The organism is Neorhizobium sp. T25_27 (genome assembly GCF_002968565.1).
In the GTDB taxonomy this organism is placed as follows: domain Bacteria; phylum Pseudomonadota; class Alphaproteobacteria; order Rhizobiales; family Rhizobiaceae; genus Neorhizobium; species Neorhizobium tomejilense.
Genome location: NZ_PVBJ01000004.1, coordinates 339,708 through 359,550, shown reverse-complemented (window position 1 = coordinate 359,550; position 19,843 = coordinate 339,708). Strand labels below are relative to the sequence as shown.

Sequence of the window (19,843 nt, the reverse complement as noted above, 5' to 3'; positions counted from 1 at the left end):
CCTGCCGGGCATCTCCCCCACAAGGAGGGAGATCGACTCGCGGCATCGCCACTGCCTCGTTTTGGCCCGTCTGCTTTGCAGCAAACAAAGCGGTGGTTATTTTGGGAAGGTCGTGCCACATCCGATCTCCCCCCTTGTGGGGGAGATGGCCGGCAGGCCAGAGGGGGGTGTGACGGTGCAAGCGGCTCACCCTCAATCCCCCTCATCCTCGTAACCCACCAGATGCAGCGGCCGGGCGGGAATGTTCTTCAGTTCGCACCAGCGCACCAGCGCCTCTTCGCGGCCGTGCGTCACCCAGACTTCGGATGGGCCGATCTCCTCGATGGTCGACAGCAGTTCCGGCCAGTCGCAGTGATCGGAGATGACCAGCGGCAGTTCGACGCCCCCTTGTTTGGCGCGCTGGCGCACCATCATCCAGCCCGAAGCAAAGGCGATCAGCGGTTCGTTGAAGCGGCGCGCCCAGCGATCCTGGAAAGCCGAGGGCGGGCCAACGATGACGGCGCCCTTGAAGGCGTCGGGGCTGCTCTTCTCGACGGTCGCAGGTCTTATGTCGCCGAGATCGATGCCCTGGCCGACGTAATAGTCGCAGAGTTTTGCCAAGGCGCCATGGATGAAGATCGGCTCGGAATACCCGCAATCGCGGATCAGCCGGATCACCCGCTGCGCCTTGCCGAGCGCATAGGCGCCGACGAGATGACTGCGTTCGGGGAACTGTTTCAGCGAGGTCAGCAGCTTGTCGATCTCGTCTTTCGGGTCCGGGTGGTGGAAGACCGGCAGGCCGAAGGTCGCCTCGGTGATGAAGACGTCGCAGGCGACCGGCACGAAGGAGGCGCAGGTGGGATCGATGCCGCGTTTGTAATCGCCCGAAACCACGATCCGCAGACCGTCCTTCTCGATGGCGATCTGGGCCGAGCCGAGCACATGGCCGGCGGGATGGAAACTCACCCGCACACCGTCGACATCGATCTCCTCGCCGAAGGCGGCTGCCTGTTCCTCGCCACAAAAATCCTCGCCGTAGCGCAGCCGCATGATGTCGAGCGTCTGGCGGGTCGCCAGAACCTTGGCATGGCCGGCGCGGGCGTGGTCGGAATGGCCATGGGTGATCAGCGCCCGCTCGACGGGACGGACCGGATCGACATGGAAACGGCCGATGGGGCAGAACAGCCCGGCCGGGGTGGGATGAAGCAGCGCCTCTGGTTTCATGCCCTTGAAGATAGGGCAAAAACGCCGCCGCGCCAGATCACTCCGAGGCGGCGGCCGGCTTGTTTTCGGCCATCACCGCCTGCGGCAAACGGACCGGTTTCAGCATCAGGGCGGCGATGAGGCCGATCAGTGCCATGGCGCTGCCGGCCAGGAACACGGGCGTGAAGGCCTCGGTGTAGAGCGTGTGGACCGCGATCCGTGACGGCTCGGGCAAGGCGAGCATCATCAGCGGCGTCAGCGAGCCGATATCCTCGACGCCCGGAATGCTGGTGCCGACGCCTCGGATGCCGGCGGCGACGATCGCGCCATAGACCGAGATGGCGATCGAGGCGCCGGCCATGCGCATCAGCGTCACGGCGCCGGTTGCCGCGCCGACGTCCTCGCGGGGGGCTGAATTCTGTACGCCGATGATCGGCGCCTGCTGGCCGAAACCGATCGCCAGCCCCTGCATCAGCATGAAGCCGAGGATGACATAGATCGGGGTTCCGACCGGTAGCTGCGAGAAGATGAACAGAGCAACGATATTCAGCGACAGACCGATCAGCGTGAACGGCTTGTAGCGGCCGGTGATCGAGATCAGCCGGCCGGTCGAGATCGAGCCGATGACGATGCCGAGGGTCGTGGCGACAAAGCAGAAGCTCGCAGTCGTCGGCGACAGGCCGGTGGTCGTCTGCAGGAAGAGCGCAAAATAGTTCGCCATGCCGATCGCTACCGCACCGGTGCAGAAGGAAACGATGAGGAACAACGAAAAGGTCGAATCGCGGAAGAGTTTCAGCGGCACGATCGGCTCGGGCACCTTTCCCTCGACGATGACCCAGAGGATGGCGCAGAGGCTGCCGACCGCCACGACGACCATCGACTGCCAGGCGACCAGCGAACCGAACAACGTGACGCTGTCAGCCCAGACGACGATGCTCGCAACGGTTCCCGCCAGCAGGACGGCACCGAGATAATCGATCTTCGGCTTGCGGATCGGGCGGCGATAGGGAAGCAGAAGCGAAATGCCGGTGACCGCGACGATGCCGACCGGCAGGTTGATCAGGAAGATGGACCGCCAGCCGAACAGTTCGCTCATGGTGCCGCCGAGCAACGGCCCGAGGCTGCCGGAGGCCATGATCACCAGGCTCGAATAACTCTGGTATTTCGCCCGCTCGCGCGGCTCGAACAGGTCGGCATTGATGGAGAAGATCGATACCATGATGCCGCCGCCACCAAAGCCCTGCAGCACGCGCGAGGCGATCAGCGAATCCATCGACCATGCAAGCCCGCAGGTGAGCGAACCGACGGTGAAGATGACGATTGCCGCCAGCATCACGTATTTGCGGCCGAACAGATCGCCGAGCTTGCCGTAGATCGGCATCGAGGTGCTGCTGGCGAGAAGATAGGCTGAGCCGACCCAGCCGAAACGCTCCAGTTCGCCGAACTCGCCGATAATCGTCGGCAGCGCGGTCGAGACGATCTGGTTGTCCAGCGTCGCCATGAACAGCGCCGTCAGCAAAAAGCAGAAGATCACCAACCGCTGGCGGTGGTTGGCGACAAGCGGCACATGGGCCGGGCGGGTCATATCCATGGGTCAATCCAAAGTGTCCTGAATTTATGTGCCTTCAGCATATAATTGTCAACGGCACTCTGATGCGCAGTGCAAAGAGTGGTTGGAAAGCCTCATGGGCTTTGATATGTTTCACGCCATGACGACGAAGAGCCTTTTGAAAGAGAAACCCGCTGCCGCCTCGCCTTCCCCTGAGGATGTGGCCCGCGTGAGCGAAACGCTCGGGCGGATGCGGATCCTGATCGGCCGGCGGATCATCGGCCGCACGGCGATCGCCAATATCGCGCCGGGCCTGGAAATCTCGCATCTCGACGTGCTCGACGTGATGCGCCGGATCGAGGGCGAAGTGACGGTCGGCGCTATCGCCGAGGCGATGCGCATCGACCCCTCGCGCGGTAGCCGGCTGGTCGCCGATCTCGTCACCCGCGGCATCCTGCGCCGCGATGCCTCTCAGGCCGACGGCCGCCGTTCGCTGGTGGTGCGCACCGAATTCGGCGACAGCCTGCTGGCCGAGATCCGCGCCGTCAAACGCACCCTGCTGGCACGCGTCCTGGAGGACTGGCCGGAAGACGAACTCAACGCCTTTTCGGTGCTGTTCGAAAAGTTCGTGTCGGGTTTTGAGGAGGCTTTCGTGACGCCGGAAAAACTGCCGGAAGGCGAGCTTCCCGAAGCGTCTCCGCCGAGGCCATAGATTGCGCATAAATTTTACTCCAGATATAATTTTGGGTAGAAACTGGAGGCAGGCGCATGAATGTTTCGATCGATCCCCGCTGGGAAAAATTCATCGAGGAAGCCGTGCAGGACGGGCGCTACAGCTCGGCCAGCGACGTGGTGCGCGAAGGCCTGCGACTGGTGCAGGAGCGCGAGGCGAAGCTTTCGGCGCTGAGGGACACGCTGCAGCGGTCTTTCGAAAGAGGAGGAGATGTCAGCGAGGAAGAGCTCGACGCTTCGCTGGAAGCGGCAGCCGAAGAATTGCGCAAAGAGGGCTATTGATTGGCCCGGTTGCGATATCTCGACAGTGCCCAAGACGACTTAATCCATATCTTCAAATACATCGCCCGCGAAAGCGGCAATATCTCAACCGCAGAGCGCTTTGTGAAGGCGTTGCGCCAGAGATGCCGGCATCTGGCAAGTCTTCCGGGAGAGATGGGGCGTACTCGATCGGAACTTGGTCCAAACCTACGTAGCTCCGTCTACCGCGGATATATCATCTACTTCCGCTATCAAACTGGAACGCTTGAGGTTGGCAACATCCTCGAAGGCCATCGGGATGCGGCGCGGCATTTCGGTGTGGATATCGCCTCGGAGGACGAGGACTAGATCCCCTCGCCTCCCGAAACACGCAGACGGTCGCGGCCGAGATCCTTGGCTTCGTACATGGCGCGGTCGGCGCGGGCGAGCAGTTCTTCCGGCGTATCGCCGTCCTGCGGGAAGAAGGCGACGCCCATGCTGCAGGTGGCGGTGACGCTCTTGCCGTCGATGACGATGGGTTTCGAGATCGCGGTGCGCAACTCCTGAAGCCGGCGCACCAGGCCGAGCTCGTCCTGGCTGACATTGCTGAAGACGATCGCGAACTCGTCGCCACCAAGGCGAACCAGAAGATCGGTGACGCGAACGCAGTTGACCATGCGCCACGACAGCGTTTTCAACACCTCGTCCCCGGCCGCATGCCCCAGCGTATCGTTGATCTGCTTGAAATTGTCGAGGTCGAGATAGGCGACCGTGACCTTGCGTTTCTCGCGGCGGGCCTCATGCAGCGCGCGGCTGAACTGCGCCCAGAACAGCGTGCGGTTCGGAAGGCTGGTCAGCGGATCGTGATGGGCCATGTGCTGGATGCGCTCTTCCGCGCGGGCGCGTTCGATGGCGATGCCGGCGATGTCGGTCGCCATCGCCGTCAGCTCGAGTTCGAGCTCGGTCGGTTCGCGCGGCGCATCCGAATACAGAGCGAACGTGCCCAGCACCAGCCCGTCAGCGCTCATGATCGGCGTCGACCAACAGGAGCGGAAACCGAACCTCAGCGCCAGTTCGCGATAATTGTCCCAGAGCGGATCGGCCAGCACATCCTTGACGAAGACCGGTTCGCGCCGCCAGGCGGCCGTGCCGCAGGAGCCGACCTTCGGGCCGATCTCGATGCCATCGATCAGCTTCACATAATCGGGCGGAAGGCGGGTCGCCGCGCCGTGGCGCAGCCGGTCCGTACCCTCTTCGAGAAGCAGGACCGAGGCGATGACGTCGTCCAGTTCCTCTTCGACCGTTTTGACGATCGCATCCAGAACCGCCGACAAAGGCTGGCCCCGGGCGACCATTTCGAGAAGGCGCGCATGGCCATGCCGGCGATCGTCCTGGCGTTTGCGCTCGGTAATGTCGCGTGAGATCCCGACCAGACCGACGATCTGGCCGTGAACATCGCGCAGCGGCATTTTCGAGGTGGTGAGCCAGAGCATGCGGCCATCGCCGAGCTTGACGCGTTCCTCGCGGCCGTCGATGGCCACGCCGGTCGACATGATCTCCTGTTCGACGAGAAACAGTTCGCGTGCGGTTTCATGATCGAGAATATCGAAATCCGTCTTGCCGATCAGATCGTTGCCTTTATGCAGCTTGCTGCTGCGTCCGGCTGCGGCATTGGCAAAAACGAAGCGGCCGCGACGGTCCTTTACGTAGATGAAGTCCGGAAGCTGATCGAGAAGGGTGCGGGTTTCAAGTTCGCGGGTAGCCAGTGCGATGTCGAGGTCTATCTCGCTGTCGGCGGAAACGCGCAGGAGGCGGCTGCAGAGTTCGTCCAGCGGATCGACAAAAGTCAAGGGCATGCTATGCGACATGGGTCCCGCCATCCGAGTGCCTCCTTTTCATTTTCCAAAGAAAATACGCGGGAACTCGCGCCAAGTGCCGTATAGCATGGCGGAGAATTCCTTATCGTTGCTTAAGATCATTGTGAAATTGCCATGATTGAAGCTTCAAAAGAAGCCTTTTTACTCAATTGGTCGGAACCTTCGAGCATAGTAACAATATAAAGGGCCGGCATGGAAAATGCTTTATTGACGCAGAGGAGACGCGCTGGATGATTTCGAGACGCACGGCATTGACGATGATCGCAGGCGCGGCGGCGGCAGGAGCCGTGCCTCGGCCCCTCTTCGCCGCCGCCCAGGGTTTTTCGACGAATGATCTGCGCGGCTCGATCGATGCCGGCGCCCACGGCGTCACCCCGGACGGAGGCGACAAGCAGAACCGCAAACTCGCGGAGATCATCGCCAAGGCGGCGCGTCAGAACATGCCGGTCTTCCTGCCACCCGGAAACTACCCGGTGTCCAATCTCGATCTGCCCGAAGGCACCCGCATGACCGGCGTGGCCGGGGCTTCCCGGCTCGTCTATTCCGGTGGCGGGCGGATGTTGACGGCCGACGGGGCGCGCCGCATCGAGCTTTCCAACATCGTCATCGACGGGGCCAACCTCGGGCTCGACGACCGGAGCCCGGCGCTCGTCACCATGCGCGGCATCAGTGAGATCGTCATCGACAATTGCGAGATCATCGGCGCGCGCAAGACGGCCGTGCAACTCGAACGCTGCGGCGGGCGGATCGAGCGGAACCGCATTTCCGGCGCCGCCGAATACGGTCTCTATGCGGTCGAGAGCGCCGGGCTTTCGGTCACCGGCAATACGGTCTCCGATTGCGGCAATGGCGGCATCCTCATCCATCGCTGGACCAAGGGCGCCGACGGCACGATCGTTTCCGGCAACCGCATCTTCCGGATCGGCGCCACAAACGGCGGCACCGGCCAGTACGGAAACGCTATCAACCTGTTCCGGGCCGGCAACGTGATGGTGACCGGCAACCAGATTTCGCATTCGGCCCTTTCGGCGATCCGCGCCAACAGCGCCTCAAACGCGCAGATCGCCAACAATACATGCCTGGCCTCCGGCGAAACGGCGATCTATGCGGAATTCGCCTTCGAGGGCGCACTGGTCTCGGGTAACATCGTCGACGGCGCGGCGAACGGTATTTCGGTCGTCAATTTCAACGAGGGCGGGCGACTTGCGACCGTCGCAAACAATATCGTCCGCAACCTTATCCCCACCGGTCCCTATGTGCTCGACGGAGCGATCTTTGGCGTCGGCATCAGCGTCGAGGCGGATACCGCGGTGACCGGCAACGTCATCGAGAATGTGCCGCTCTGGGGCATGGCGCTTGGTTTCGGGCCGTACCTGCGCAACGTGCTCGCCAGCAACAACATCGTCCGGCAGGCGAAGGTCGGCTGTGCGGTGACGGTGGTCGAAGGCGCCGGCGGAGCGCTGATTTCCGGTAACCTGTTCGAGTCGGTAAAGGACGGCGCGGTGATCGGCCACCGGTGGAAGACGCCTTCCACGACCGAACTGGCTCGCGGAGACGGTCAGGCCCAGGGGTTCAAGCATCTGACGATCGCGAACAACCGGATTGTTTAGTCTTTCCCCACCATCTTTTCAAAACGGGCGTCAAGGCGTTTTCGGACCTCTTCAGGAGACAAGAGGCGCTCCGGGTGCGCTTCGATCTCATCCAGCGTCGGAACCACCTCCTCCACCAACCACTTCTCGATTGCCGCATCGCGGGCGAGCAGCGTGCGCAACCCGTCGCGGATGACTTCGCTTTCGGTGGCGTATTCTCCGGAAGCGACCTTGGCCTTGACCATCTGCGCCATTTCGAGCGGCAGGGTGATGCTGAGCGACTGAGTGGTGCGCATGATCGGATCCTTTCCAAGAAATTGGACACGATTAAATCCTATCGAAAACTTTCATGGTCGTCCAACGCGGATTGGTCTTCCGTTTTGGGCGGCCTGCCCGTAGCTTGCGCTCGCATTTCCTGGAGGGACTTTAATGCTGAAAATATATGGTGTTTACCGTTCGCGCGCCACGCGGCCGCTGTGGCTCATCGAGGAACTGGGTATTCCTTTCGAACTTATTCCGATCATCCAGGGCTACCGCCTGCCCGAACCGATGGCACCGGGCGCACCGGTCAACACGCTGTCGCCGGAATTCCTGAGCATCAACCCGATGGGCTCGATCCCGTCGATGGACGATGACGGTTTCGTGCTGCACGAGTCGCTGGCGATCACGCTCTATCTCGCCCGCAAATACGGCGGCGAACTCGGCCCGAAGGATATTGCCGAGGAAGGCCAGATGGTCCAGTGGTCGCTGTTCGGCGCGACCAGCGTCGAGACGCCGGCCCTGAAGATCTCGGCCACGATCGCCGGCGGAAGAGCGGAAACGGAAGAAGGCAAGGCCGACATCGAGGTTGCGGCCCGCACCCTGAAGCGGCCCTTCGACGTGCTCGAAAAGCACCTGTCGCAGAACAGCCACATGGTCGGCGGCCGTTTCACCGTGGCGGATATCAATGTCGGAGAAGTCGTGCGTTATGCGCAAGGATATGCGCCGCTGTTCGACAGCCGCCCGGCCTTGAAGGCCTGGATCGAGGCAGCCCAAGCCCGCCCTGGCTTCAAGGCAATGTGGGACAAGCGGACCGCCGAACCGGCGTAACGCTTTACTTCCGGCTTTCCGTGAGCGGCGGCAGTTCCGTCTTCAGCCAGTCCCGAAAAGCCCTCACCTTCGCCGGCACCCGAGCGCCGGCGCGGGTGACGAGATAATGCGCCATGCCGGTGCGTGCCCGGATCGAAAACGGCTCGACCAGCCGCCCCTGTTCCAGCGCGTAGGTCGCCAGCGTATGCCAGGCGAGCATCACGCCTTGGCCCGCAATCGTCGCATCGAGGCAGAGCGAGGCGTCGTTGAACACATGCCGCGTCGCCATGCCGGCGCCGGACAATCCCGCTTCGTTCAGCCAGATCTCCCAGGAGAACATCGAGGGGCCATCGATGATCGCCGGCAGTTTCAGGATATCCTTCGGCTCCTTCAGCTTTTCTGCAAGCGCGGGCGAGCAGACCGGAAAGACCGTCTGCTCGATCAGCAGTTCGGCATCGACGCCCGGCCAGCTGCCCGGCCCGACGCGGATGCCGAGATCGATGTCGTCGACTCCAAGATCGGCGAGCCTGGTCGTCGCGTCGATGCGCAGCCGGATTTCCGGGTGCAGGCTCGAAAACCGATCGAGCCGGTGGACGAGGAATCGGGCTGCAAACACGGGTGCGACGGAAATGGTCAGCAGCGCATCGTCCTGCCGCCTGCCGATCGCCACAGCTTCGGAAAGCGCATGGAAACCTTCGCTCAATCGCGCCAGCATGGGCCGCGCCGAATCGACCGGCATCATGCCCTTCGGCAAGCGTTGAAAGACCGGCTGACCGAGTTGGGCTTCGGCCTTGATGACCTGCTGGCTGACGGCACCCACCGAGACGCCGAGTTCGTCGGCAGCCGCCTGCAGCGAGCCCAGGCGCCCGACCGCCTCAAGAGCCCGCAAACCGTTGAGATGCACGAGGTTGAGATTGCTCATATAGCTTTTCTATAGCCACGCTCTCAAGAACTCAATTGAAAAACCGAGCGGCAAAGCGGATGTTACGTTTGCAAATGGTCACATATTTGCGAGGTAACGGTCATGGCACCGCTGAAGATTTTCTTGAACTTGAAAGCCTGGTTGGAAACGGCCGAAACATTGACGGACCTGCAGTCGAACGATCCGTTCCGTCATCCCGATATCCGCGCGATGGACCTGCGGCAACTCGCCGACCTGCCCTTCCCGCGCCCGCTTCAAGCCGATACGAACTGGAATAAGGCGCCTCTGGCGAAATGCGCCTGACGCTCCCATGATCCGCTTCCCTCGAGGGGCGGATCATGGGCTGAAGTGGGTCCGTATTTGGACAGAAAAACTTGCTTCCGGCGTTAGACCGCGGTCGCGGCCGCCTGTTCGGCCAGAGCGCGCTGAACGGCCGGGCGCTGCTTCATCCGCTCGTAGTGCGCATTGACCTTCGGAAAATCCGCACGGTCGAGCTTCATGTTGGCGAGCCAGTCGGTCATCAGGTAGAGATAGGCATCGGCCACCGAATAGGTTTCCCCGAGCACATAGGGGCCTTCGAGCAACGAGTCCTCGATCACCTGAAAACAATCGTGAAACACTTTTGGTGCCTTGGCGGCCATGTCGTCGAAGGAGGACTGGTTGTCCGCCCAGCGGTAACCGCGGCGCCAATGGGCGTAAGCGACATGCACCGTCGAGGCGATATAGGCGTTGAACGCCTGCATCTTGCCGAACAGGAACGGGTCGTCTAGCGGTGCCAGCTTTGCCTCGGGTGCGGCCTGGGCGATGAATGCGAGAATCGCGACGGACTCGGTGATAATCCCCCGGTCCGTTGCGAGTGCCGGGACGCGGCCCTTCGGATTGATCTTCAGGTAGGTTTCCGACTGCTGTTCCTTGTCGGCGAATTTCACCCATTTGATCTCGTAGGGAAGACCGGATTCGGCAAGCGCGATGTGGCTCGCCAGCGAACAGGCGTTGGGCGAAAAGAACAGCGTATACATGAAAATCCTCCTTTGGACCGCGTGTGTTCTAGCACGGTTTTTTCAGGCCAGAAGTCTCAAACCGCCGGTCAACTGACACCGGGCACATCTTCCAGCCGATGCCAGACCGGAATGCCGCGTTCGTTGGCGATCCGGACGTCGTTGTCGGCGCCCTTGGAGGCACCCGGCAGGCGCAGGACGCCTTCGCAGAGCTGCAGCAGACGTCCCGCCACCGGGTGAAAGATCTCCTCGTAGAGGTCGTCGCCCACGTGCTTTCCGCCGGCCGCATGCCAGACCGGCAGCGCCACCCATTCGCCGATCATCGGCACATGGCCAGCCTTGAACAGCGCATGCGACGGCGCTTCGAGCCGCTTCAGGTTCTCGGCCATCTTCTCGGGGTCGTCTCCGGTGCCGGAGCGGTAGGGGCCAGCGATCAAAATCAACATCTTCGTTTCTCCAAACTTGTCCGCATTCATCGCGGAATTACACGAATATGCCGGAAATTCTTTACATCGTCCGCGTTTTCAGGCATATTTGCGCTTATTCATGCAATTTCGTGCAGAGTCAATAGCCATGCTGACAACCCAACGCAAGAGCCTCATCCTCGACATGCTGCGCCGGGAGGGGCAGGTCATCGCCAAACGGGCCGCGGAAGAGTTCTCGCTTTCGGAGGACACGATCCGGCGGGACCTTCGGGAAATGGCGGCGGAAGGGCTGTTGCGGCGGGTGCATGGCGGGGCGATGCCGATCTCTCCCGACCTGCCGGATTTATCCGCCCGGCGGGCGGTGTCATCAGTTGTGAAGCAGCGGCTCGGCAGGGCTGGGGCTGATATGGTGAAGCCGGGCCAGACGATCTTTCTGGACGGCGGCACGTCGACGGCCGAGATCGCCCGCGCCCTGCCCCGCGATTTTGGCTTCACCGTCGTCACCCACAGCCCGACGATTGCGGCGGAACTGGAACACCATCCGACGGCCGAGGTGATCCTGATCGGCGGGCGGCTGTACAAACATTCGATGGTGGCGACGGGTGCAGCGGCAATGGCCCAGATTGCGCTGATGCGGCCGGACATATTCTTCCTCGGCGTCACTGCGGTACATCCCGCCCGCGGGCTTTCGACCGGCGATTTCGAGGAGGCGGCGATCAAGCGCCATATCGCCGCCTGTTCCTCAGAGACTATCACGCTCGTGACGGTGGAAAAGCTGGATGCGGCCTCGCCGCATGTGATCACGCCGGTTTCGGCATTGTCAGGCATGATCGTGCAGGAGGGCATCGACAAGGAGCGGCTGGCGTCCTACAGGGCTTTGGGGATCGCCTTGCTGGAAGCCTGAGGCCTGTCGTCGAGAGGCGGTCCAGGCGGCTTTCTCACCAATGGGCGGCAGACCACGCGAAAACAATCGACAAAAACACGGCGGATTGCGGCGTTCCGCAATTGGCGGGCGAGCCGTCCGTGATGCCTTATCACATCGGATGTCACGATAAGCTGGGGGGCCTCCTGCCGCTTCGGAAACAGGCGTGCGTATATTATTTCGCTTCCGCCTTCCTTTGCCGGGCGCGGCCGTGAACGACATCTTTGACGCTGGAACAATCGCGTGAGGAAGACAGGGGCGATCATAGGGCGGGCTCCTCTAAACACCGGGAACCGACACGCGGGGTCGCGTCGTGGCCGCTCGGGTCCGTTCCAGAAGAGGATGAGCGCCGCTCAACTATAAATCAAATGCATTGTTTCTATAATGATTATGCCTCGGACGAGGAGCCCTCGAGTCTCTTGGTCAAGGCGCTCGCCAGTCGATCGACCGCCGGGTCGAAGCGTCTCGGCATAGCGCTGCGGACCAGGGTGACGGTTGCGGGGATGACGAAATCCACCACGGACAGGATCTGCCGGCCTTCGCGATGCGGGCTGTGCTCGAACAACCGGCGCGGGACGAGCGCAAGACCTCCCGCCTTGGACAGAAGCGACAGCTGAAGATCTTCTCCGAAAATCTCGGCAGCGATTCGCATGGAAAGCTGCTGGCGATCGAAAGATCGTTCCAACGCTGCGCGACATCCACATCCCGACGGATTGAGAAACCAGTCTTCTTCGGCCAAATCCCGCAAGCGCCACGGACTGCCGTCCCGTTTTGTGGGGAGCCGCGACGCAGAAACCACGACGACCTGTTCCGCTCCGAGCGCAACACGCTGCAGCCCGGCTGGGACCGTGTGGGCGTCGGTCAACAATCCGACGGCGCAATCGATGGCGCCACTCCGCACTTCTTCGATGAGGCCGATGCTCCAATTCGAACTGATCTGGAGCCGGAGGCGGGGAAAATCCTGCCGAAGCGTTTCCAGCGGCGTGCTGAGAACTATCTCTCCCAAGCCGTGGGCCACCCCGATCTTCAGTTCGCCGGCCGGATCGGCGGCGCTCGTCGTGCAGGCTTCCAGTTCCGTCACGGCAGCAAGCACGCGCCTGCAATGTTCGAGCACATGGCTGCCAAGCGCCGTCAGTATGGCGGGCTTGACCGTGCGATTGAAAAGAAGCCCTTCTCCCACGGCGATTTCGAAGCTTTGGATGCGCCGCGTCATGGCAGGCTGGGTGAGATTGAGGCGCGCTGCCGCGCGACTCACGGAGCCCGTTTCCGCCACTGCCACGAAGGCCTCTATATCCTGAAGATTCATGCCTTTGATTTATAAACACCGGCAGATTATGCACAAGTGGGAAAAGCCCGAGCGCGGCAGAGAAGATCCATCCTTCCGCTCGATGCGAGAGGGCGCTGTAGGTCCTACCCTGCCAGTGTCGATCTCACGCAAACAGCGCGTCGGTCACCCTCACGTCACCCACATGGATGCCGTTCCAGTTCTTCATCGGCTTATTGGCCATCGCCATCAGCTTGGCGTGCACCTCGCCGCCCTTTTCGAAATAGCGGGCGATCAAGGCGAAGATCATCGCTTCGGCGGCGCGGGTGGTGCCGTCCTCGCATTTCACCGCCATGGCGATGCCCTGGTCCGGCAGCGCGGCGACGAAGACGCCTTCGGCGCCGGTCTTGGCAAAAATCTTGCCGGGGGCGACTTCCATCAGCTTGGTGCAGGCGCGGTTGGTGCCGGCAACGTAAAAGGGCTCGGCCATGCAGGCATCCATCAGCCGGCGCGAGGCTTTGGCACGTTCGGCCGACAGCGTGTTGCCCGTCGCCATCTTTGCAAAACCGTGGGCGAGGCCCTTCAACGGCACCGCATAGGTGGGGATCGAGCAGCCGTCGGTGCCGCAATTCTGGTGGCCGATGATGGCGCCGGTCAGGGTTTCCATCGTGCCGCGGATTTCGGCCTGCAGCGGATGGTCGTAATCGACATAGCCTTTCAGATTCATCCCCGTGTGGACGCAGGTGCAGACGAAGCCGGAATGTTTGCCGGAGCAGTTGTTGTGAAGTGCCGTCGGCGCCTCGATGGTGCGGGCCTGATGGATCAGCACCGCCTGTTCCGAGGACCAATGGGCGCCGCATTCGAGCGCGCTGTCGTCGCGGCCGGCCTTGCCCAGCATCGAGGCGGCCATCGCCACATGCGCGTCCTCGCCGGAGTGGGAGGCGCAGGCAAACGCCAGTTCCCGGTTGCCGAAACCGTAGGCGTCCGCCGCACCGCTTTCGATGAGCGGCAGCGCCTGCATCGCCTTGCTGGCGGAACGGGGGAAAACATGCGCGTCCGCCTCGCCGAACGAGAACAGCACCTTGCCGTCGCCATCCACCACGGCGCCGAGGCCGCGATGACGGCTTTCGACCAGCTTGCCTCTAGTAACTTCGACGGTAACGGGGTTTTGCATGGTCTGTCCTGAAAATGCCGGTTTCAATGTGCCTATCGTCTGGCGATATCACAGGCTCTTAAACGAGTCCGAGGGGATTTTCATGGGGGACCGTATGAAATCGGTTAAGCGGTTGTTTCTGGTCATCTTCATCGTCTACCTGGTTCCGACCTTCGCGTCGGCGGGGTTATGGGCGATGAAGGAGCGACCGTCGGGCTGGCGCGATGCGCGCTGGTCGTCGGCGGGCATCCTGCCGAAGCCCGAGACAAGCAACGAAGCGGCAATCTACGTCTTCTCGGCGATGACGGGAGGCATGAAGGGCGCGGTTGCAAGCCATGCCTGGATCGTCTTCAAGGAAAAAGGCGCGAAAACCTACACGCGCTTCGACAAGGTGGGCTGGGGCAATCCGATCCGCCGCAACGGCTATTCGCCTGATGCCTACTGGTATTCCAACACGCCTCAGCCCGTCACCTCGGTGACCGGCTCGAAGGCGGAACTGCTGATCCCCAAGATCGAGGGCGCGATCGCCGCCTACCCCTATGCCGAGCCGGGCGGCTACACGATCTGGCCGGGGCCCAACTCCAACACCTTCGTCGCCCACGTGTTGCGCAGCGTGCCGGAGCTCGACGCCGTGCTGCCGCCGCATGCAGTCGGGCGCGACTATCTGCCGGACGGCGAATTCATTCATGTGGACGACGACTGGCGCGACATACACCTGACCGTGCGCGGCCTCATCGGCCTGTCCGCCGGTTTGCGCAGCGGGTTCGAGGTGCACTTCCTCGGCCTGGTCGCAGGCCTCGATATCGCCAATCCCGGCATCAAGGTGCCGGCGCTCGGGCGGATCGGGATTTAAGATGGCAGCTATGCATGAAATGCAAAACGCCCGCGGATGCGGGCGTTCGACATAAATAGATGTCAGATGGCGATCAGAAGCCGACGGCCTGACGCGCAACCCGGCGGATATCGCCCTGGGCGATGCCGAGATCATTGAGTTCGCGCGGTGTCATACGGCCCAGTTCGGCAACCGTCTGACGATACTTGCGCCAATTGTTGAGAGTGCGTGCGACGTTCATGATGGTTCCCCTTTCCTGGGATTTTCGAAGCCCAGCTGCCAGTCCTTGGCGCTCTCGTTTGCTTCGATGACGCTTATATAAGCTCATCAAACGTGCACTGAAAGCGCCCACTTAGCAGGCCACCTATGCGAGGGGCGCATGGGTGTTTTCATATCAGAAATAATGAAAAATGAAGAACCGCCGGCCGTCATTAAAGCGGCTTTGAACGAAGGGCCATAAAATGGAAAAGGGCCGCTCGAGGCGACCCTTCCATGAGTTTGGTCCGGTTCAACGAACCCGGGGCGCTTCGTGAGCTCCCCGAAGGAAGATGAGGTTCAGGCCGAGGGTTGCCCCGTCAAGACCGCCACCTTTCCATTGCCCGTTACACAGACCGAAATCTCACTAGACATTGGACCACCTTCCTTTCACTACGTTGATGATGATTAAAAGGTAGGGGCCAAAGCCTGAGTCTGCAAGCCACGTTATATAAACGATCGCGAATTTAATTGAGTTGCGGAAGCGTCCATCCGCCCCTAGAATTCGCCAGCTTCGATCGAGGCAGATTCTCCCCTTCAGCTCAACGTCACCACGATCCTGCCGATTTCCGCCAGCTTGTAGGATCGGAGATCAGGCTGCGTCCGCGATATCCAGCCGCACGGAAAGCCCAACTTTCCCAGCCAATTCAACCAGTGCGTCCAGACTGAAATTTGCGATCCTGCCCCGCAGCAAGTCGTTCAGGCGCGGCTGGGTGATGCCCAGGCGAGCCGCGGCATCCTTCTGGGTCACATTCCAGTTCCGGACCTTCTGCTCGATCGCAATCAGCAGGGCCGAACGCATAGACATATTGGCCGCTTCCGCCGGGGTGTCTTCCAGCGCGTCCCAGACATTTGAAAAGCTCTGACGTTCCATAGGTCCAATCCAATCAGATCTGCCGAAGACGCGCGGTGGCGATATCCAGATCCCGCTTTGCAGTCTGCTGCGTCTTCTTTTGAAATGCATGCAAGACGTAGACGGCATCCTCTATTCTGGTCACGTAGATGATGCGAAAAGCGCCCGCTTCGTCGCGGATGCGGATTTCCCGCACGCCCGCTCCGATCGTCGCCATGGGCTTCCAGTCGCTCGGATCGAGGCCGAGCTGCACCTTGTGAAGCTGGACGCCCGCTTCCTTACGGGCTCCTTCCGGAAAGTCCCGCAGCTGGTCCAAGGCACCACCGAGAAAAACGACCGGCTTCATCACTTATACCAAAGCTGATATAATTTGACAAATTTGTCAAAGGGTCACCACGATCTTGCCGATATGGCTGCTGGTTTCCATCAGCTTGTGGGCCTCGACGACCTCTGCGAGCGGCAGGACGGAGTGGATGACCGGGGCAACCGTTCCGTCCTCCAGGAGCGGCCAGACCTGGGCCAAAAGATCGTCGCGGATGGCGCGTTTTTCGTCCGCGGTGCGCGGGCGCATGGTCGAGCCGGTGACCGTCAGGCGCTTGACCATGATCGGTGACAAGTTGACCTTTTCGGCGATGTTGCCGCCGAGGAAAGCGATGATCGACAGGCAGCCGTCCTTGGCGAGAACCGAGAGGTTCTTTTCGAGATAGGCAGCACCGATCATGTCGAGCACGACGTCGACGCCCTTGCCGCCGGTGATGTCCTTGATGACCTCGGCAAAGTCCTCGGTCTTGTAGTCGATGCCTCTCACGGCACCGAGCTTTTCGCAGGCCTCGCATTTTTCCCTGGAGCCGGCGGTCGCGTAGACCGTCGCGCCGAACGCCTTGGCGAGCTGAATGGCGGTCGTGCCGATGCCGCTGGTGCCGCCGTGGATCAGCACGCTCTCGCCTTCGGTCAGGCCCGCCATCTGGAACAGATTGGCCCAGACGGTGAAAAAGGTTTCCGGCAGCGCCGCGGCTTTCACTGCGTCAAAACCCTTCGGCCATGACAGAGCTTGCCCCGCCGGCACGACGCAATATTCCGCATAACCGCCGCCGTTTGCGAGCCCGCAGACCTTGTCGCCGGGCTTGAATTCGCTGACGCCCTCCCCGATTGCCACCACTTCGCCTGATATTTCCAGACCGAAGATCGGGCTTGCATCCTTCGGCGGCGGATAAGCGCCCTTGCGCTGCTGCACGTCCGGACGGTTGATGCCGGCCGCCTCCACCTTGACCAGGATTTCGCCCGGCCGTACCGCCGGCAGCGGCCCCCTGGCAATGGTCATTACCTCCGGCTCTCCGAAGGACGGCAGATCGACGAAACGCATTTCGGTGGGAAGCGGCATGGCGGGTCTCCTCTCAGTGCGGCCACCGACGGGATCGGTGATAGGCCCCCTGACTTAGGATAGTCGCCTTGCGATAGGAAGGCGGCGTTCCGTCGCCTAGGTCATTTTGTCTCGCCGAAACTTGCGAAAACCAGACCGCCGTCGCTTTCCTTGGCTTCCGCCTTGACGGCGGCGATCTCCGAACCGATGCGGCCGACATCGTCGAGCAGCAGGCCCTGTGGCAGTTCGAGCACGCCAATCGAGCAGCGCAGCAGCGGGAAATCCCGCTCCGTGCCGGAGCGGTCGTGGCCGCGGATCTTGCCGGCCGCGCGCTCTTCCGGGGAATAGAGTTCGACGACATCGTCATGGAAATCGGAGAGCAGGCGTTCGAGGATTTCATTGAGTTCGTCGCGGGTCCAGCCGCGCACGCCAATGAAGAAATCGTCGCCACCGACATGGCCGAGGAAATCGCCGTCGGAGAAGAAATAACGCTTCACCAGGGCGGCAAACAGCGAGATCGCATGATCGCCCATCTGGAAGCCGTAGTGATCGTTGAACGGCTTGAAGTTGTCGAAGTCGCAATAACAGAAGAAGCGGGTCTCGTCGTCGTCGCGACCGGTTTCCTGCATGAAGTCGCGGATGGCGCGATTGCCCGGCAGGCCGGTCAGCGGGTTCTGGTCCTGGGCGATCTTGAGCTGCTTTTCGTTGATGACCTTGATCAGCGAGGCGGCGGAGACGACGCCCGCATACCGCATGTTTTCGGTGAGGATGACGCAGGCGCTGTTTTCCATGTTGGCAAACAGGGTCATCAGCTCTTCGGCTTCCGCATCCAGCCCGACGATCGGGGCGCGGTCGACGAAATGCGAGATCGAGCGTTCGTAGACCTTGTTCTTCAGGAGATCGCGGCCGAAGGGCTGATAGATATATTCCTTGAGATGGTATTCGTTGATGACGCCGCGCGGCTCGCCGTTTGCATTCAGCACCGGGAAGAATGCCTGGCGCGGATTGCGACGAAACAGGTCGAAGACGCTGTCGATGCTCTGGTTCTCATAGACGGTCGGCAGGTGTTCGATCTGCTTGCGGATGAGGATTTCGTCGAGCGACTGGCTGGAGCGACGGGAACGGCCGATATCGGCGAGATAGGGGAAGGAGGGCTGCAGTTCGGACACGAATGTGGTCGGTCGGGCAATGAACCAGCCCTGGACGAGGTCGACGCCATATTCGCGGCAGACGAGGAATTCCGCCTCCGTCTCAATGCCCTCGGCGATGACGCGGATGCCGAGCACGTGGGCGATGCTGACGATGTTCTTGACGAGGTGGCGCTTGCGCGGGTTCTTATCGATGCCGGCGACGAAATGGCGGTCGATCTTCAGATAATCGACCGGATAGTCGCAGAGCAGTTTCATTTCGCCATGGCCGACGCCGAAATCGTCGATCGCCAGCTTGAAGCCTTCCTTCCGCATCTGGGTGACCAGATCGGAGAATTCCGGCACGCTGGTATTGTCGAAACGCTCGGAGAATTCGAAGCAGACGGAAGACGGAGCGATATTCGCCTTGCGCAGGTGCTGCACGACCTTTTCGAGGAAATGTTTGCCGTGGCGGATCAGCCGGACGTCGAGATTGAGAAACAGGGTCTGGGACGAGAAATCCGGCAGGCTGGCAAATTTCGCCAATGCCCGGGTTGCCATCATCTGTTCGAGCGCCAGAAGCTGGTTGGTCTCCTGGGCCTCATCGAGCAGTTCGAGCGGTGACGAGAACCCGATCCGTTCCTGGCCGCGCAGCAGCGATTCATAACCGAAGACGGACCCGGTGCCGACCTCGACAATCGGCTGAAAGGCATTTTCCAAAACCAATTTGGCCAGAGTGACAAGCTGATCGCTCGCATACCGACGGAAAACGCCCGGTTCCAAGATGGCCGCAGACGACATTACTCATTACTCCACTGCGCAATGGCCTAAAACATGCCTCAACACGAACGTCAGGTTCCCAGCAATTGGTCAAAAATACCTTTCCCGAACATGAAGGCTGGATGAAAGTTTTGTGACGATGAAAAGCATTTTTATACAAGATTTTAGAGACTTAGCGGCAACCTCTGCGTGCCTCAGGACTTGGCCGCAAGCGCTACCGCGATCAGGGCCCAGCCCTGCATCGTGAGGTCGATCGCGAGGAACAGGCCGAGGATCCAGAGGCTATTCACCGGCCAGCCGAGCGCGATCACCAGGCCTGCGAGCGCCGTTATGACGCCGCCGAAAATGACACCCAGCGGGAACCGCGCATCGGCCGCATCAACGCGTCAACGGCTCAAGGGGTCGATCATGCGGCATCGTAGAGCGGGCGGGCGCGCTCGATCCGCTCGATCTCCCTGGGGTCATGCATGGCCGCCCAGAGATCGTTGCGCCGCTGGATATTCAGCCAGAAATCCGGGCTGTTGCCGAACACCCGTGCCAAGATGAGCGCGGTCGGCGCGGTCACGCTCCGGCGGCCGTTGCAGAGTTCATTGACGTGCTTGCGCTGCACGCCCATGGCCTCTGCCAGCGCCGCCTGCGTAAGGCTCATCGGCACCATGAATTCTTCGACGAGGATTTCGCCGACCGTTACCGGTTTACGCTTGGTCGTCAGCAT

At 61.4% G+C, this 19,843-nt stretch carries 23 protein-coding genes and 1 pseudogene; 8 read left to right on the top strand and 16 right to left on the bottom strand.

The genetic code is table 11. From position 1 onward, the window contains the following. Positions 1-192: 192 nt before the first annotated feature. Together C5J24_RS15075 and C5J24_RS15070 are read right to left on the bottom strand one after the other, a co-directional pair. Positions 193-1,203: a ligase-associated DNA damage response exonuclease gene (locus tag C5J24_RS15075; protein ID WP_105418910.1), complete on the bottom strand. Its 1,011-nt coding sequence runs from the start codon at positions 1,201-1,203 to the stop codon at positions 193-195. 37 nt (positions 1,204-1,240) lie between these two features. Further along, complete coding sequence (locus tag C5J24_RS15070) at positions 1,241-2,773, bottom strand: MDR family MFS transporter (protein ID WP_172723985.1); 1,533 nt, start codon at positions 2,771-2,773, stop codon at positions 1,241-1,243. 118 nt (positions 2,774-2,891) lie between these two features. Between C5J24_RS15070 and C5J24_RS15065 the strand changes: the two genes are divergently transcribed. From C5J24_RS15065 to C5J24_RS15055, 3 genes are read left to right on the top strand one after another with little or no spacing between them, the layout of a single operon-like run. After that, positions 2,892-3,443, top strand: a complete 552-nt coding sequence (locus tag C5J24_RS15065) for a MarR family winged helix-turn-helix transcriptional regulator (protein WP_105419103.1) — start codon at positions 2,892-2,894, stop codon at positions 3,441-3,443. Between the two features lie 56 nt (positions 3,444-3,499). Next, positions 3,500-3,745 carry a type II toxin-antitoxin system ParD family antitoxin gene (locus C5J24_RS15060; RefSeq protein WP_105418908.1) on the top strand — a complete coding sequence of 82 codons (246 nt, stop codon included), beginning with the start codon at positions 3,500-3,502 and terminating at the stop codon, positions 3,743-3,745. Further along, positions 3,746-4,072 (top strand): type II toxin-antitoxin system RelE/ParE family toxin, encoded by a 327-nt coding sequence (locus C5J24_RS15055; RefSeq protein WP_105418906.1) that lies wholly within the window; start codon positions 3,746-3,748, stop codon positions 4,070-4,072. On the opposite strand, the gene C5J24_RS15050 is transcribed toward C5J24_RS15055, so the two are convergent. Next, a complete protein-coding gene (locus C5J24_RS15050; protein ID WP_105401906.1) occupies positions 4,069-5,583 on the bottom strand; it encodes a diguanylate cyclase domain-containing protein in 1,515 nt (504 codons plus the stop codon). The genes C5J24_RS15055 and C5J24_RS15050 overlap by 4 nt on opposite strands. A 227-nt stretch (positions 5,584-5,810) precedes the next feature. Between C5J24_RS15050 and C5J24_RS15045 the strand changes: the two genes are divergently transcribed. Then, positions 5,811-7,190 (top strand): TIGR03808 family TAT-translocated repetitive protein, encoded by a 1,380-nt coding sequence (locus C5J24_RS15045; RefSeq protein ID WP_105418904.1) that lies wholly within the window; start codon positions 5,811-5,813, stop codon positions 7,188-7,190. Here the strand turns inward: C5J24_RS15045 and C5J24_RS15040 are convergent. Further along, positions 7,187-7,465, bottom strand: coding sequence for a type II toxin-antitoxin system ParD family antitoxin (locus C5J24_RS15040; RefSeq protein WP_105418902.1), 279 nt, complete (start codon positions 7,463-7,465; stop codon positions 7,187-7,189). The genes C5J24_RS15045 and C5J24_RS15040 overlap by 4 nt on opposite strands. 133 nt (positions 7,466-7,598) lie before the next feature. On the opposite strand from C5J24_RS15040, the gene C5J24_RS15035 reads away from it, so the two are divergent. Next, positions 7,599-8,258, top strand: a complete 660-nt coding sequence (locus C5J24_RS15035; RefSeq protein WP_105418900.1) for a glutathione S-transferase family protein — start codon at positions 7,599-7,601, stop codon at positions 8,256-8,258. A 4-nt stretch (positions 8,259-8,262) separates the two neighbouring features. On the opposite strand, the gene C5J24_RS15030 is transcribed toward C5J24_RS15035, so the two are convergent. Then, positions 8,263-9,159 carry a LysR substrate-binding domain-containing protein gene (locus C5J24_RS15030; RefSeq protein ID WP_105418898.1) on the bottom strand — a complete coding sequence of 299 codons (897 nt, stop codon included), beginning with the start codon at positions 9,157-9,159 and terminating at the stop codon, positions 8,263-8,265. Between the two features lie 102 nt (positions 9,160-9,261). Here C5J24_RS15030 and C5J24_RS15025 point away from each other — a divergent pair, with 102 nt between their 5' ends. Continuing rightward, the gene (locus C5J24_RS15025; RefSeq protein ID WP_105418896.1) at positions 9,262-9,462 is read left to right on the top strand and encodes a hypothetical protein; all 201 of its coding nucleotides are present in this window, start codon (positions 9,262-9,264) and stop codon (positions 9,460-9,462) included. 83 nt (positions 9,463-9,545) lie between these two features. Here the strand turns inward: C5J24_RS15025 and C5J24_RS15020 are convergent, their stop codons facing one another. Together C5J24_RS15020 and C5J24_RS15015 are read right to left on the bottom strand one after the other, a co-directional pair. After that, positions 9,546-10,178: a glutathione S-transferase family protein gene (locus C5J24_RS15020; protein ID WP_046664465.1), complete on the bottom strand. Its 633-nt coding sequence runs from the start codon at positions 10,176-10,178 to the stop codon at positions 9,546-9,548. Positions 10,179-10,246: 68 nt separating this feature from the next. Further along, positions 10,247-10,603, bottom strand: a complete 357-nt coding sequence (locus C5J24_RS15015) for a hypothetical protein (RefSeq protein WP_046641593.1) — start codon at positions 10,601-10,603, stop codon at positions 10,247-10,249. A gap of 127 nt (positions 10,604-10,730) precedes the next feature. Between C5J24_RS15015 and C5J24_RS15010 the strand changes: the two genes are divergently transcribed. Beyond that, positions 10,731-11,486, top strand: coding sequence for a DeoR/GlpR family DNA-binding transcription regulator (locus C5J24_RS15010; protein WP_105418894.1), 756 nt, complete (start codon positions 10,731-10,733; stop codon positions 11,484-11,486). A gap of 406 nt (positions 11,487-11,892) precedes the next feature. On the opposite strand, the gene C5J24_RS15005 is transcribed toward C5J24_RS15010, so the two are convergent. Together C5J24_RS15005 and C5J24_RS15000 are read right to left on the bottom strand one after the other, a co-directional pair. Continuing rightward, a complete protein-coding gene (locus tag C5J24_RS15005; protein ID WP_105418892.1) occupies positions 11,893-12,810 on the bottom strand; it encodes a LysR family transcriptional regulator in 918 nt (305 codons plus the stop codon). A 124-nt stretch (positions 12,811-12,934) separates the two neighbouring features. Further along, entirely contained in the window at positions 12,935-13,942 is a 1,008-nt protein-coding gene (locus tag C5J24_RS15000; RefSeq protein ID WP_105418890.1) for an asparaginase, read from the bottom strand. A gap of 94 nt (positions 13,943-14,036) precedes the next feature. Between C5J24_RS15000 and C5J24_RS14995 the strand changes: the two genes are divergently transcribed. Continuing rightward, on the top strand, positions 14,037-14,774 hold the full coding sequence (locus C5J24_RS14995; RefSeq protein ID WP_105418888.1) for a DUF3750 domain-containing protein: 738 nt from the start codon (positions 14,037-14,039) through the stop codon (positions 14,772-14,774). 73 nt (positions 14,775-14,847) lie between these two features. Here the strand turns inward: C5J24_RS14995 and C5J24_RS14990 are convergent, their stop codons facing one another. The 7 genes and pseudogenes from C5J24_RS14990 to C5J24_RS14965 all read right to left on the bottom strand — a co-directional run bounded on the left by C5J24_RS14990 (position 14,848) and on the right by C5J24_RS14965 (position 19,843). Next, the gene (locus C5J24_RS14990) at positions 14,848-14,994 is read right to left on the bottom strand and encodes a DUF1127 domain-containing protein (protein ID WP_007751079.1); all 147 of its coding nucleotides are present in this window, start codon (positions 14,992-14,994) and stop codon (positions 14,848-14,850) included. 606 nt (positions 14,995-15,600) lie between these two features. After that, complete coding sequence (locus tag C5J24_RS14985; protein ID WP_038540835.1) at positions 15,601-15,882, bottom strand: helix-turn-helix domain-containing protein; 282 nt, start codon at positions 15,880-15,882, stop codon at positions 15,601-15,603. Positions 15,883-15,895: 13 nt separating this feature from the next. Then, a complete protein-coding gene (locus C5J24_RS14980; protein ID WP_105418886.1) occupies positions 15,896-16,207 on the bottom strand; it encodes a type II toxin-antitoxin system RelE/ParE family toxin in 312 nt (103 codons plus the stop codon). A gap of 36 nt (positions 16,208-16,243) precedes the next feature. Next, positions 16,244-17,242 carry an NAD(P)H-quinone oxidoreductase gene (locus tag C5J24_RS14975; RefSeq protein WP_105418884.1) on the bottom strand — a complete coding sequence of 333 codons (999 nt, stop codon included), beginning with the start codon at positions 17,240-17,242 and terminating at the stop codon, positions 16,244-16,246. A 101-nt stretch (positions 17,243-17,343) separates the two neighbouring features. Further along, entirely contained in the window at positions 17,344-19,149 is a 1,806-nt protein-coding gene (locus C5J24_RS14970) for a bifunctional diguanylate cyclase/phosphodiesterase (RefSeq protein WP_105418882.1), read from the bottom strand. Positions 19,150-19,322: 173 nt separating this feature from the next. After that, positions 19,323-19,504: pseudogene (locus C5J24_RS31885) on the bottom strand (HdeD family acid-resistance protein); the annotation flags it as partial. Between the two features lie 30 nt (positions 19,505-19,534). After that, complete coding sequence (locus tag C5J24_RS14965) at positions 19,535-19,843, bottom strand: HigA family addiction module antitoxin (protein WP_105419101.1); 309 nt, start codon at positions 19,841-19,843, stop codon at positions 19,535-19,537.

Coding starts and splice junctions, on each gene's coding strand:
- C5J24_RS14980 (WP_105418886.1), bottom strand. CDS start 16,207: ATGAAGCCGGTCGTTTTTCTCGGTGGTGCCTTGGACCAGCTGCGGGAC.
- C5J24_RS14970 (WP_105418882.1), bottom strand. CDS start 19,149: ATGTCGTCTGCGGCCATCTTGGAACCGGGCGTTTTCCGTCGGTATGCG.
- C5J24_RS15070 (WP_172723985.1), bottom strand. CDS start 2,773: ATGGATATGACCCGCCCGGCCCATGTGCCGCTTGTCGCCAACCACCGC.
- C5J24_RS15020 (WP_046664465.1), bottom strand. CDS start 10,178: ATGTATACGCTGTTCTTTTCGCCCAACGCCTGTTCGCTGGCGAGCCAC.
- C5J24_RS15030 (WP_105418898.1), bottom strand. CDS start 9,159: ATGAGCAATCTCAACCTCGTGCATCTCAACGGTTTGCGGGCTCTTGAG.
- C5J24_RS15035 (WP_105418900.1), top strand. CDS start 7,599: ATGCTGAAAATATATGGTGTTTACCGTTCGCGCGCCACGCGGCCGCTG.
- C5J24_RS14990 (WP_007751079.1), bottom strand. CDS start 14,994: ATGAACGTCGCACGCACTCTCAACAATTGGCGCAAGTATCGTCAGACG.
- C5J24_RS15065 (WP_105419103.1), top strand. CDS start 2,892: ATGACGACGAAGAGCCTTTTGAAAGAGAAACCCGCTGCCGCCTCGCCT.
- C5J24_RS15025 (WP_105418896.1), top strand. CDS start 9,262: ATGGCACCGCTGAAGATTTTCTTGAACTTGAAAGCCTGGTTGGAAACG.
- C5J24_RS15015 (WP_046641593.1), bottom strand. CDS start 10,603: ATGTTGATTTTGATCGCTGGCCCCTACCGCTCCGGCACCGGAGACGAC.
- C5J24_RS15010 (WP_105418894.1), top strand. CDS start 10,731: ATGCTGACAACCCAACGCAAGAGCCTCATCCTCGACATGCTGCGCCGG.
- C5J24_RS14995 (WP_105418888.1), top strand. CDS start 14,037: ATGAAATCGGTTAAGCGGTTGTTTCTGGTCATCTTCATCGTCTACCTG.
- C5J24_RS15040 (WP_105418902.1), bottom strand. CDS start 7,465: ATGCGCACCACTCAGTCGCTCAGCATCACCCTGCCGCTCGAAATGGCG.
- C5J24_RS15000 (WP_105418890.1), bottom strand. CDS start 13,942: ATGCAAAACCCCGTTACCGTCGAAGTTACTAGAGGCAAGCTGGTCGAA.
- C5J24_RS15050 (WP_105401906.1), bottom strand. CDS start 5,583: ATGGCGGGACCCATGTCGCATAGCATGCCCTTGACTTTTGTCGATCCG.
- C5J24_RS14965 (WP_105419101.1), bottom strand. CDS start 19,843: ATGCTGACGACCAAGCGTAAACCGGTAACGGTCGGCGAAATCCTCGTC.
- C5J24_RS14975 (WP_105418884.1), bottom strand. CDS start 17,242: ATGCCGCTTCCCACCGAAATGCGTTTCGTCGATCTGCCGTCCTTCGGA.
- C5J24_RS14985 (WP_038540835.1), bottom strand. CDS start 15,882: ATGGAACGTCAGAGCTTTTCAAATGTCTGGGACGCGCTGGAAGACACC.
- C5J24_RS15005 (WP_105418892.1), bottom strand. CDS start 12,810: ATGAATCTTCAGGATATAGAGGCCTTCGTGGCAGTGGCGGAAACGGGC.
- C5J24_RS15075 (WP_105418910.1), bottom strand. CDS start 1,203: ATGAAACCAGAGGCGCTGCTTCATCCCACCCCGGCCGGGCTGTTCTGC.
- C5J24_RS15045 (WP_105418904.1), top strand. CDS start 5,811: ATGATTTCGAGACGCACGGCATTGACGATGATCGCAGGCGCGGCGGCG.
- C5J24_RS15060 (WP_105418908.1), top strand. CDS start 3,500: ATGAATGTTTCGATCGATCCCCGCTGGGAAAAATTCATCGAGGAAGCC.